Here is an 11,374-nt window from a genome sequence, read left to right as displayed (position 1 = left end):
GCGGCCGAGAACGCGGCGTTCTGCAGGCCGCGGTGCATGCGCTCCGGGTCCTCCCAGGCCAGCAGGATCTGGGCGGCCGAGCCGGCCCGCATGGTGAGCTGCGAGCCCACCGGGATCGTGTCGCGCAGCCCGCTGGGGCGCTCGGCCGCGGCGACGCACACGCGGTGCTCGCCCTGGCGGCGCCAGAGCTGGGCGGACTCGCCGGTGATGTCGCGCAGACGGGCGAGCACGGGGCCGGCGGTGGCGAGGAGGCGATCCTCGCCGGCCGCGGCGGAGAGCTCGGCGAGCCGCGGACCGAGCACGAAGCGGCCCTGCATGTCGCGGGCCACGAGCCGGTGGTGCTCGAGGGCCACCGCGAGCCGGTGGGCCGTCGGGCGGGCCAGGCCGGTGCCGGCCACCAGACCCGCGAGGGTCGCCGGCCCGGACTCGAGGGCGGTGAGCACGAGGGCGGCCTTGTCGAGGACGCCGACTCCGCTGGAATTGTCCATATGGCAATACTGGCGTCTCAGATCATGGGATGCAAGCGCTAGGATCTGTGACGTAGTCGAAGCAGGAGGCCCGATGAGTCGGGTCGCCGAGAGGTCTAGAGGGAGAGATTCATGGGCAAGACCTTGGCCGAGAAGGTCTGGGACGAGCACGTCGTCCGGTCGACACCAGGGGAGCCGGACCTCCTCTACATCGACCTCCACCTCATCCACGAGGTCACCTCGCCGCAGGCCTTCGACGGGCTCCGTCTCGCCGGTCGCACCGTGCGCCGCCCGGACCTGACCCTCGCCACCGAGGACCACAACGTCCCGACCCTCGACTGGGACAAGCCGATCGCCGACCCGGTCTCCAAGACCCAGGTCGACACGCTGCGTCGCAACGCCGAGGAGTTCGGTGTCCGCCTGCACCCGCTCGGCGATGTCGAGCAGGGCATCGTGCACGTCGTCGGCCCGCAGCTCGGCCTCACCCAGCCCGGCATGACGATCGTCTGCGGTGACAGCCACACCAGCACCCACGGCGCGTTCGGTGCGATCGCGTTCGGCATCGGCACCTCCGAGGTCGAGCACGTGCTGGCGACCCAGACGCTCCCGCAGGCCAAGCCGAAGACGATGGCCGTGACGATCGAGGGCAGCCTGCCCGAGGGCGTCACCGCCAAGGACATGGTGCTGACGCTGATCGCCCACACCGGCACCGGTGGCGGCCAGGGCTACATCGTGGAGTACCGCGGGCAGGCCATCGAGGAGCTCTCGATGGAGGGCCGGATGACGGTCTGCAACATGTCGATCGAGTGGGGCGCCAAGGCGGGCCTGATCGCTCCGGACCAGACGACCTTCGACTACATCGAGGGCCGGCCCGAGGCGCCCAAGGGCGCCGACTGGGACGCCGCGGTCGCGCACTGGAAGACGCTCGTCACCGACCCGGACGCCGAGTTCGACAAGGAGATCGTGCTCGACGCGAGCACGATGACCCCGTTCGTCACCTGGGGCACCAACCCCGGCCAGGGCGTGCCCCTGGGCGGTGCGGTCCCGTTCCCGGAGCAGTACGACGACGAGTCCGACCGCATCGCCGCCGAGAAGGCCCTGCAGTACATGGGGCTCGAGGCCGGCACGCCCATGCGCGAGGTCAAGGTCGACACGGTCTTCATCGGCTCGTGCACCAACGGCCGCATCGAGGACCTGCGCACCGCGGCGGCGATCATCAAGGGACGCCAGGTCGACAAGGACACCCGCCTGCTCGTCGTCCCGGGCTCGGTGCGGGTCCGCCTGCAGGCCCAGGACGAGGGCCTCGACGTGATCTTCAAGGAGGCCGGCGCCGAGTGGCGCGGCGCGGGCTGCTCGATGTGCCTGGGCATGAACCCCGACACGCTCTCGCCCGGCGAGCGCAGCGCCTCGACCTCCAACCGCAACTTCGAGGGACGCCAGGGCAAGGGCGGGCGCACCCACCTCGTCTCGGTGCCGGTGGCCGCGGCCACCGCGATCCGCGGCACGCTCTCCTCGCCCGCCGACCTGGACTGAACACCCGGACTGAACGGATCAGCTGACATGGACAAGTTCACGACCCACACCGGCGTCGGCGTGCCGCTGCGCCGCAGCAACGTCGACACCGACCAGATCATCCCTGCCGTCTACCTCAAGCGCGTGACGCGCACGGGCTTCGAGGACGGGCTGTTCGCGGCCTGGCGCAACGACCCGGAGTTCGTGCTCAACAACGCGGCGTACGCCGGCGGCTCGGTCCTGGTGGCCGGCCCCGACTTCGGCACCGGCTCCTCGCGCGAGCACGCCGTCTGGGCCTTGCAGAACTACGGTTTCAAGGCCGTGATCTCGCCCCGGTTCGCCGACATCTTCCGCGGCAACTCTGGCAAGGCCGGGCTGCTCGCAGCACAGGTCGACGAGAAGGTCGTGCAGAAGATCTGGGACCTGCTCGAGGAGCATCCCGGCACCACGGTGACCGTCGACCTCGAGTCGCGGACGGTCCGTGCGGGTGAGGGCGTCGACGCGATCGAGGACTCCTTCGACATCGACGACTACACGCGGTGGCGCCTGCTGGAGGGCCTCGACGACATCGGCATCACGCTCGGCCACGCCGACGACATCGCGGCGTACGAAGCGACGCGTCCGAGCTGGAAGCCCGCCACGATCCACGCGGGCTGACCATCCCGCTGAAGCGCACACGAGGGCGATTCCCCAAGCAGGATTGGGGAATCGCCCTCGTTCTCTGTCCAATCCCGCTCTGTTGACGCAGATTGCCCGCCCGAAGATTGTCGAAAAACACGAGAGAAAACACCCCGCGGTGATTGTGGGAGTGGCCACGAATACCTAGCGTGCGTTGGAGAAAGTCGGGCACGGGCTCGACCACTTGTCGTTCATTGGAAGGGAAGACAGTGAACAAGTCAGAGTTCATCGACGCGCTGGCCGCGCGTTACGAGGGGAACCGCAAGGCCGCGGCGCACGCTCTCGAGTCCGTGCTGGACACGATCACGCGCGAGGTCGCCAAGGGTGAGAAGGTCGCCATCACGGGCTTCGGCTCCTTCGAGAAGCGCGTCCGCGAGGCGCGCTGGGTGCGCAACCCGCAGACGGGCGCGCGCATCAAGGCCAAGAAGACCGCCGTTCCGAAGTTCACCGCCGGCGCGGACCTCAAGAACGTCGTCTCCGGTGCCAAGAAGCTGCCGAAGCTGACGCTGACGGCTGCGCCGGCCGCGGCCAAGAAGGCCACCGCTGCTGCCAAGAAGGCCGCTCCGACCAAGGCTGCCGCCTCCGCCAAGAAGGCCGCCACGGCCACGAAGGCGGCTCCGGCGAAGAAGGCGGCTCCGGCCAAGAAGACGGCTGCGAAGTCGACGCCGGCCAAGAAGGCCACGACGGCGAAGGCGGCTCCGGCCAAGAAGGCCCCCGCCAAGAAGGCTCCGGCCAAGAAGGCTCCGGCCGCGAAGAAGGCGGCTCCGGCCAAGAAGGCTCCGGCCGCCAAGAAGGCCCCCGCCAAGAAGGCTCCGGCCAAGAAGGCTCCGGCGAAGAAGACCGCCAAGAAGGCCTGAAGCACCGCTCGACCGTAGGTCCTCGACGGGCCGTCACCCTCGCGGGTGGCGGCCCGTCGTCATGCGCGGGTCAGGTCTGCGACAAGACGGCCGCGGTGTGCGGCCCGAGCCCGAGGGCCATGGCGGCCCTCAGGTCGTCGAGGTCGTCGACGTCGCGTCGCACCGAGGCCGGGACGTCGGTGAGCTCGTGTGCTCCGGCGAGCCGGTGCTCGGCTCGGGAGCCGGGTCCGAAGCGCGGGTCGAACTCCTCGCAGGACGCGGCGTACATGGTCGTCCCCACACCCGCCGCATCGGGGACGAACCACGGGTGAGGGGTGAGGATCCGACCGAGCGTCGCGTCGAGGTCGTCGGCCCGGAGCGCAGGCAGGTCGGCGCAGAGCGCCACGGGCAGCAGGTGGGGCCAGCGCCGAGCAGCCTCGGCGGCGGCTTGGCGCAAGGTGCCGTTCAGGTCGCCGCTGACGCCGTCGGGGAGACCGGCTGCTCCCAGGTCGGCGACGGCCGAGGCCACCTGCACGTCGTCGGTCACGACCAGCACCTGGGCGACGGTGCCGGCCGCCACGCACGCCGAGACCGTGTCCAGCGCGAAGGCCTCCGCCAGGGCACGCCGGGACTCCGAGCCGGCATCCGCGAGGCGGGACTTGCCGAACGCGGGTGGCTTGACCGGGATGAGGACGGCGTACTGCTGATCGGACATCGCCCACGATCCTGTCAGGAGTGCGGCCGGCACCGGCGCGGCGCCCCCACTTGTATGCCGGGCGAGGGCGGGGTGACCGAGTAACCTGCGTGCGTGACGGTACGCAAGCTCCAGCAGAAGCGCGGATGGGCGTGGAACCTCGCGGTTCCGATCATCAAGCCGCTGCTGCTGGCCACGACCACGCGCGAGTGGATCGGTGGCGAGAAGATCCCCGAGTCGGGTGGCTTCATCCTCGCCCTCAACCACGTCTCGCACGTCGACCCGCTGACCGCTGCGCACATCGTGTACGACCACGGGCGGCTGCCTCGCTACCTCGCGAAGTCCGGTCTGTTCAAGACGCGGCTGGGCGCATGGTTCTTCACCGCCGCCGGCCAGATCCCCGTCGAGCGGCTCACCAAGAACGCGGTGGGTGCCTACGACGCCGCCGTCGAGGCCGTGCGCCGCGGTGAGTGCGTCGTCGTCTATCCCGAGGGCACGATCACCCGCGACCCCGACGGCTGGCCGATGACCGGCAAGTCCGGTGCGGCGCGCATCGCGCTCGCCACCGGCTGCCCCGTGATCCCGGTCGGTCAGTGGGGGGCCCAGGCGCTGCTGGCTCCCTATGCCAAGAAGCCCGACCTCTTCCCGCGCAAGAAGATCCGGATGATCGTCGGTGACCCCGTCGACCTGTCCGACCTGCTCGACCAGCCGCGCAGCGGAGCTGTCGTCCAGGAGGCCACCGACCGGATCATGGCGGCGATCACCGGGCTGGTCGAAGAGGTGCGCGGGGAGAAGGCGCCGCCCGAGCGCTTCGACATGCGCAAGGCGGGGGTCCGCCAGATCGGCAACCCCCACAAGCAGCCCAGGAAGAAGGACCGGGCGTGAGCGGCGGCAAGGTCGCGGTGTTCAGCGCCGGGTCGTGGGGCACCGCGTTCTCTCTCGTGCTCGCCGACGCCGGCAACGACGTGACGATGTGGGCGCGCCGCGAGGAGGTCGCCACGGCGATCAACGAGCAGCGCGAGAACCCCGAGTACCTCCCCGGCGTCGAGCTGCCGCCCCACGTGTCCGCCACCCACGACGTCGAGAAGGCCCTGCACGGCGCCGACGTCGTGGTCCTCGCCACGCCCTCCCAGTCGCTGCGGGGCAACCTGACCGAGTGGGCGCCGTACGTCGAGCCGGGCGCGACGTTCGTCTCGCTGATGAAGGGCGTCGAGCTCGGCACGCTGGAGCGGATGAGCCAGGTGATCGCCGAGGTCACCGGCGCGGGTCCGGACCGGATCGCCGTGATCAGCGGCCCCAACCTCGCCAAGGAGATCGCCCGCCGCGAGCCGGCCGCCTCGGTCGTGGCGTGCGAGGTCGAGGAGGTCGCCAAGCACCTGCAGGCGCGTATCCACTCGCCGGCGTTCCGCCCCTACACGAGCGTCGACGTCCTCGGCTGCGAGCTGGGCGGCGCCTACAAGAACGTCGTCGCACTGTCGGTGGGCATGGCGGTCGGCTTGGGCTTCGGTGACAACACGACGGCCTCGGTGATCACTCGCGGTCTGGCGGAGACGGCGCGGCTGGCGATGGCGCTGGGGGCCAACCCCCTGACGCTGATGGGGCTCGCCGGCCTCGGTGACCTGGTCGCCACCTGCTCCTCACCGCTGTCGCGCAACCGCACGTTCGGCGAGAAGCTCGGCCAGGGCATGACCGCCGCGGAGATCTACGCGACGACCCGCCAGGTCGCCGAGGGCGCGAAGTCGTGCGCCTCGCTGCTCGCGCTCGCCGAGCGCACCGGCATCGACGCGCCGATCGCCCACCACGTCACCGCCGTCGTCGACGGCCGGATGACCGCGCAGGAGATGATGGACTCCTTCATCGCCCGCGACACCAAGGCCGAGACGGACTAGACGACCGGGTCGAGCGCTCCGCGCAGGTCCTCCCAGAGGTCCTCGACGTCCTCGATGCCGACCGAGAGCCGCACGAGCCCCTCGGGGATCGTGGCCGGCTCGGCCTTCCAACGCCGGCGGCGCTCGAAGGTCGACTCGACCCCGCCCAGCGACGTGGCGTGCACCCACAGGTCGGTCCCTCGGGTGACGCGGTCGGCCGCGTCGGCGCCGCCGGCCAGGACGATCGAGACGATGCCGCCGAAGCCGGGGTAGCGCACCTCCGAGAGCGCCGGGTGCTCCCGCAACCGTCGCACCAGCTCGGCGGCGTTCGCCTGGGCGCGCTCGACGCGCAGGTGCAGCGTGCGCAGGCCACGCAGGGCCAACCAGGACTCGAGCGTGCCCGGGGTGGCTCCCATCAGCTCGCGCCGGCCCTTGAGGACGGCGTACAGCTCCTCATCGGCGGTCACGAGGGCGCCCATGAGGACGTCGCTGTGCCCGGCGAGGTACTTCGTCACCGAGTGCACGACGATGTCCGCGCCCAGCGTCAGCGGCTGCTGCAGGATCGGGGTCGCGAACGTGTTGTCGACCACGACGTAGGCGCCTGCCTCGCGCGCGGCCGCGGAGATCGTGGCGATGTCGGCCACCTCGAGCGCTGGGTTGGTGGGGGACTCCAGCCAGACCAGCGCGGCGTCCTCGCTGGCGGCGACGACCGCCTCGGTGTCGGTGATGTCCACGAGCTTGGTGCGGATCCGGCCGCGGCTCTCGAGGTCGGCGAGCTGGAGCAGCGTCCCGGTGTAGGAGTGAGCCGGCGCGACGACGAGCCCGTCGTGCCCGACGAGGTCGAGCACTGTGGTCACCGCGCCCATGCCGGAGGAGAACGCCAGCGCGCGGCCGCCCTCCAGGGCTCCCAGAGCGTCCTCGAACGCCGCCCAGCTCGGGTTGCCGTAGCGGGAGTACTCCAGCTCGCCGGTGGCGCCGTACGCCGAGGCCATCGTGATCGGCACGTTCAGCGGCTGGTCCGGCCCACGCTGCGGTCGGCCGGCCGTGACCGCGATCGTTGCTGGCTGGTGGTCCCGCGAGGCGCTGCTCATGCCTCCACGCTAGACGGATAGGGTCAGGCCCGATGAACGAGTCTCGCCGCAGGCCCCGGGTCGCCGTCGTGTTCGGCGGCAAGTCCAGTGAACACGCCATCTCGTGCGTCACCGCGGGCAGCGTGCTGGCCGCGATCGACCCGGACGCCTACGACGTCGTGCCGATCGGCATCGCCACCGACGGCCGCTGGGTGCTGGAGTCCGGTGACCCCGAGCGGCTGCGCATCGAGGGCCCCGACAAGCTGCCGTCGGTCGACGGCGAGCGGGCCACGATCGCGTTGGCCCCCGACAGCGCCTCGACCGCACTCGTGGTGACCGAGGCGGCGCAGCCGCCCCGTGCGCTCGGAGACGTCGACGTCGTCTTCCCGTTGCTGCACGGCCCCTGGGGCGAGGACGGGACCATCCAGGGTCTGCTCGAGATGGCCGGGGTCCGCTACGTCGGGGCCGGCGTGCTCGCCTCGGCGGTCAGCATGGACAAGGCCTACATGAAGGTCGTGCTGGCCGCGGCCGGGCTGCCGGTGCTGCCCTCGACCACGGTCACCGCCCGGGAGTGGGCTCGCGACGCCGAGGCCTGCCGGGCCCGTGCCGACGAGCTCGGCTACCCGCTGTTCACGAAGCCCGCCCGCGGCGGGTCGAGCATGGGCATCTCCAAGGTGCACGACCGCACCGAGCTCGACGAGGCGATCGAGGAGGCGCTGCGGCACGACCCGAAGGTGCTCGTCGAGGCCGCCGCGATCGACGCGCGCGAGGTCGAGTGCGGGGTGCTCGAGGCGCTCGACGGCACGGCGGAGACCAGCGTCCCCGCGGAGATCAAGATCTCCGGCGAGCACGAGTTCTACGACTTCGCGGCCAAGTACCTTCCCGAGGAGCACACCGAGCTCGACGTGCCCGCGGACCTGCCCGACGGTCTGGTCCAGCAGATCCAGGAGCTCTCGGTGCGCGCCTTCGAGGCCGTGGGCTGCGAGGGGCTGGCGCGCGTCGACTTCTTCGTGCTGCCGGGGGAGCGGCTCGTGGTCAACGAGATCAACACGATGCCCGGCTTCACGCCGACCTCGATGTACCCGCGGATGTGGGCGGCCTCCGGCGTCGACTACCCGGCGCTCGTGGACCGCCTGATCCGGCTGGCGCTGCAGCGCGGCACGGGCCTGCGCTGACGGGTCCGGTCCGCCCGAGCCGTCCGACGGCGGGTCAGGCGCAGTCGTCCTCGAGCGTGAGGTCGTTCTTCACGACCGTTGAGATCGTCACGAGGGCGTCCGCCGAGTCGGCTCCCCGACGTTCGGCCGGCACGAGCAGCGAGACCCGCGGGGAGTAGCCCACGGCGGTCAGCAGCACGTCGGCGCCCTGGTCCTCCTCCTGTGCGGGCGGCACGAACCAGCCGACTCCCGAGACGTCGGTGCAGGCGGAGAACTCGTCGAACTCCGCAGGCACCCCGACCCCGCAGGTGACCACGATCGCGGGGTCGCCCCACGCCGCGCCGTACGCCGTGTCGCCGGAGAGCTCGCGGGGATCCTGTCTCGCCACCGTCTCGGGCAGGTCGGCGACGAACCGCTCGCAGGCGGCGCGGTCGGCTGCGGAGAGCTCGGCGGCGTCGATCTCGACGGGACCGGCCGAGCACGCGGTCGCCAGCAGCACTGCCGCACACGCGACGACGCCCCGGGCCCGTGGGGCACCGGGGCGCCGACGTACGCCGGGGGCCACCCTCAGATGTGGACGACCGGGCAGGTCAGGGTGCGGGTGATGCCCTCGAGGTTCTGGACCTTGGACACGACGAGCTTGCCGAGCTCGTCGACGTTGCGGGCCTCGGCGCGCACGATGACGTCGTAGGGGCCGGTCACGTCCTCGGCCAGGGTCACGCCCTTGACCTGGGCGATGGCGGAGGCGACCTCGGCAGCCTTGCCGACATCGGTCTGGATCAAGATGTACGCCTGGACGACCATCGAGCTCTCCCTGGTGTGTGGGGCGGTCTGGGGTGATCTGGCTACTGCGGGGTGTGCCACGCCAACCTACCGTGAGGCACCCCCGACCGCATCTGGTGGGATGGGTGCATGGCCTTCCCCCCAGACGCGACGCTGTCCGACGCCGGCGAGTTCGGCCTGATCCGCGCCCTGGTCGACCTGTTCCCGCAGGGCGAGCAGGTGCTGGTCGGCCCCGGGGACGACGCGGCCGTGCTGCGGGTCCGGCACGGGCACGTGGTGGTCTCGACCGACCTGATGGTCGAGGGTCGGCACTTCCGCCGCGAGTGGGCCGACGCCGCGGACGTCGGGCACCGGGCGGCCGCCCAGAACCTCTCGGACGTCAACGCGATGGGCGGACGAGCCACCTCGTTGACGGTCGGCCTGGCCGCTCCGGCGGACCTGCCGGTGCAGTGGGCGCTCGACTTCGCCCGCGGCTTCGCCGAGGAGTGCTCGCTCGTCGGCGCCAGCGTCGTCGGCGGTGACCTGACCCGGGCCGAGGAGATCGTGATCGCCGTGACCGTCCTGGGCTCCTGCACCCAGGCCCCGGTGCTGCGCTCCGGAGCACGCCCCGGCGACGTGCTCGCGCTGCGCGGCCGGCAGGGGTGGGCCGCCGGCGGGCTCACCGTGCTCGGCCGGGGCTTCCGATCCCCACGCAAGCTCGTGGAGGCCTACCGCCGCCCGGAGCCGCCGTACGACGCCGGGCCGGAGGCCGCCGAGGCCGGCGCCACCGCGATGATCGACGTCTCCGACGGCCTGCTCGCCGACGCCGGCCACGTCGCCGCGGACTCCGGCGTGGCCATCGACGTGCGCACCGCGGCGTTCGAGATCCCCGAGCCGCTGCAGGCGGTCGCGGCCGCGCTGGGTGCGGAGCCGATGCAGTTCATCCTCGGCGGCGGTGACGACCACGCCCTGCTCGCGACCTTCCCCGACGTCGCGTCCGTGCCGGCCGGCTGGTCGGTCATCGGCGCGGTCACCGAGGGGGAGGGTGTCACCGTCGACGGCGCCGCCTACGACGGCCCCACCGGCTGGACCCACTTCTAGCGCGAGTCGGCCGGTCGGTTGACGCGGTGTGGGTCGGTGTCCTCCCGGTGGCGCCATTGTTCGTCCTCCACCAGCCGGGTCAAGGGTTCCCTTCGGCGGCTTCGCCGCCCTTGACCCGTCTGGCTCCGGACGAGTTGGCGCCTGTCGGGAGGACCCCGACCTGTGGTCACCCCGGGACGTCATACGTTCAGGGCGCTAGGACCCCCACTTCGCATGACCTCCCAGGGAGACCCGGCGGAGGTCATCCGATGTGGCTGCCCGGGCGCCCGGGTCGCATGACGTCCCGGGGACCAGACCTGACGATCCGGCACCGAGCGGCATAGGAGAAGGCCCCGACCGCGGACGGTCGGGGCCTTCTCGGAGGTCTGTGGCTCGGGTGAGCCTGGGGTCAGCGGGTGACCTTGCCGGCCTTGAGGCAGCCGGTGCAGACGTTGAGACGCTTCGGGGTGCCGTTGACGGTGGCCCGGACGCGCTGGATGTTGGGGTCGAAGCGACGCTTCGTGATCTTGCGCGACCACGGACGGTTGTTGCCGAAGCCCGGCTTCTTGGCGCAGATGTCGCAGACGGCAGCCACCGTGTGCTCCTTAAACGATCGAGGGTGTGGAACTTCTTCGCGTGTGGGCGCCCGCTGGGCGGGCAACCGCACAAGAGTATCCGATGGGCCCGGACACGCGGAAATCGGGCGAACGCACTAATCTGGCTCACTCGACATCCCAGAGCGAGCAGTCTCCACGATCGAGGACGGCGATGGAAACTCCCCGCAACGGCGCCATCACGTTGGAGGTGGTGCTGCGGTTCGTCGACATCGCCACCGACGCGCTGGCCGACGCCCGCGAGGAGATCGACGCGCTCAACGTCTACCCGGTGCCCGACGGCGACACCGGCACCAACATGTACCTCACGGTCTCCGCCGCGCGCGACGCCGTGCGCGAGGCCACGGGCGGCGACCCATCCGCCGATCTCGCACCGGCGCTCGCGGCTTTCAGCCGCGGCGCCCTCCTCGGCGCCCGGGGCAACTCCGGGGTGATCCTCAGCGAGATGCTCGGAGCCATCGTGCGCCGGATCGCCCAGGCCGAGCCGGGGGAGCGCAACGCCCAGGTGATGGCCGACGCCCTACGCCAGGCCACCGACGCCAGCTACGCGGCCGTCGGTACGCCGGTCGAGGGCACGATGCTCACCGTGACCCGGGCCGCCAGCGAGGCGGCCGCCGAGGTCGTCAAGGACTCGGGCGC

14 protein-coding genes are annotated in these 11,374 nt (G+C 71.5%); 8 read left to right on the top strand and 6 right to left on the bottom strand.

All coding sequences use genetic code 11. From position 1 onward, the window contains the following. Positions 1-488: helix-turn-helix domain-containing protein (locus Q0L15_RS22530; RefSeq protein WP_296607105.1), on the bottom strand; the 488-nt coding region annotated here is incomplete at its 3' end. 111 nt (positions 489-599) lie between these two features. Here Q0L15_RS22530 and leuC point away from each other — a divergent pair. The 3 genes from leuC (at position 600) to Q0L15_RS22515 (ending at position 3,514) form a co-directional block, all read left to right on the top strand. Continuing rightward, positions 600-2,000 (top strand): 3-isopropylmalate dehydratase large subunit, encoded by a 1,401-nt coding sequence (gene leuC / locus Q0L15_RS22525; RefSeq protein WP_296607097.1) that lies wholly within the window; start codon positions 600-602, stop codon positions 1,998-2,000. 27 nt (positions 2,001-2,027) lie between these two features. Beyond that, entirely contained in the window at positions 2,028-2,636 is a 609-nt protein-coding gene (gene leuD / locus Q0L15_RS22520) for a 3-isopropylmalate dehydratase small subunit (protein ID WP_296607096.1), read from the top strand. A gap of 230 nt (positions 2,637-2,866) precedes the next feature. Then, positions 2,867-3,514 (top strand): HU family DNA-binding protein, encoded by a 648-nt coding sequence (locus Q0L15_RS22515; protein ID WP_296607095.1) that lies wholly within the window; start codon positions 2,867-2,869, stop codon positions 3,512-3,514. A gap of 70 nt (positions 3,515-3,584) precedes the next feature. On the opposite strand, the gene cofC is transcribed toward Q0L15_RS22515, so the two are convergent. Beyond that, entirely contained in the window at positions 3,585-4,208 is a 624-nt protein-coding gene (gene cofC / locus Q0L15_RS22510) for a 2-phospho-L-lactate guanylyltransferase (protein ID WP_296607094.1), read from the bottom strand. Between the two features lie 93 nt (positions 4,209-4,301). On the opposite strand from cofC, the gene Q0L15_RS22505 reads away from it, so the two are divergent. After that, on the top strand, positions 4,302-5,072 hold the full coding sequence (locus Q0L15_RS22505; RefSeq protein ID WP_296607093.1) for a 1-acyl-sn-glycerol-3-phosphate acyltransferase: 771 nt from the start codon (positions 4,302-4,304) through the stop codon (positions 5,070-5,072). Continuing rightward, on the top strand, positions 5,069-6,076 hold the full coding sequence (locus Q0L15_RS22500; protein WP_296607092.1) for an NAD(P)H-dependent glycerol-3-phosphate dehydrogenase: 1,008 nt from the start codon (positions 5,069-5,071) through the stop codon (positions 6,074-6,076). Before Q0L15_RS22505 ends, Q0L15_RS22500 begins: the two co-directional genes overlap by 4 nt. Here the strand turns inward: Q0L15_RS22500 and Q0L15_RS22495 are convergent. Then, a complete protein-coding gene (locus Q0L15_RS22495) occupies positions 6,073-7,146 on the bottom strand; it encodes an aminotransferase class I/II-fold pyridoxal phosphate-dependent enzyme (protein ID WP_296607091.1) in 1,074 nt (357 codons plus the stop codon). The two genes, Q0L15_RS22500 and Q0L15_RS22495, sit on opposite strands and share 4 nt — an antisense overlap. 32 nt (positions 7,147-7,178) lie before the next feature. Here Q0L15_RS22495 and Q0L15_RS22490 point away from each other — a divergent pair, with 32 nt between their 5' ends. After that, a complete protein-coding gene (locus Q0L15_RS22490) occupies positions 7,179-8,300 on the top strand; it encodes a D-alanine--D-alanine ligase family protein (protein ID WP_296607090.1) in 1,122 nt (373 codons plus the stop codon). Positions 8,301-8,334: 34 nt separating this feature from the next. Here Q0L15_RS22490 and Q0L15_RS22485 read toward each other — a convergent pair whose 3' ends face one another. Next, on the bottom strand, positions 8,335-8,844 hold the full coding sequence (locus Q0L15_RS22485) for a DUF3515 domain-containing protein (protein ID WP_296607089.1): 510 nt from the start codon (positions 8,842-8,844) through the stop codon (positions 8,335-8,337). Between the two features lie 2 nt (positions 8,845-8,846). Further along, complete coding sequence (locus Q0L15_RS22480) at positions 8,847-9,083, bottom strand: Lrp/AsnC ligand binding domain-containing protein (protein ID WP_284536751.1); 237 nt, start codon at positions 9,081-9,083, stop codon at positions 8,847-8,849. 108 nt (positions 9,084-9,191) lie between these two features. On the opposite strand from Q0L15_RS22480, the gene Q0L15_RS22475 reads away from it, so the two are divergent. Next, positions 9,192-10,142 (top strand): thiamine-phosphate kinase, encoded by a 951-nt coding sequence (locus tag Q0L15_RS22475; protein ID WP_296607088.1) that lies wholly within the window; start codon positions 9,192-9,194, stop codon positions 10,140-10,142. Positions 10,143-10,530: 388 nt separating this feature from the next. On the opposite strand, the gene rpmB is transcribed toward Q0L15_RS22475, so the two are convergent. After that, complete coding sequence (gene rpmB / locus Q0L15_RS22470; protein ID WP_011756723.1) at positions 10,531-10,716, bottom strand: 50S ribosomal protein L28; 186 nt, start codon at positions 10,714-10,716, stop codon at positions 10,531-10,533. 173 nt (positions 10,717-10,889) lie between these two features. Between rpmB and Q0L15_RS22465 the strand changes: the two genes are divergently transcribed. Then, positions 10,890-11,374: DAK2 domain-containing protein (locus tag Q0L15_RS22465; RefSeq protein WP_296607087.1), on the top strand; the 485-nt coding region annotated here is incomplete at its 3' end.

Origin of the sequence: Nocardioides sp., from assembly GCF_024509035.1 — a bacterium.
In the GTDB taxonomy this organism is placed as follows: Bacteria; Actinomycetota; Actinomycetes; order Propionibacteriales; family Nocardioidaceae; genus Nocardioides.
Note: the sequence above shows the minus strand (reverse complement) of the source record. Positions and strands in the feature narration are given on the sequence as shown.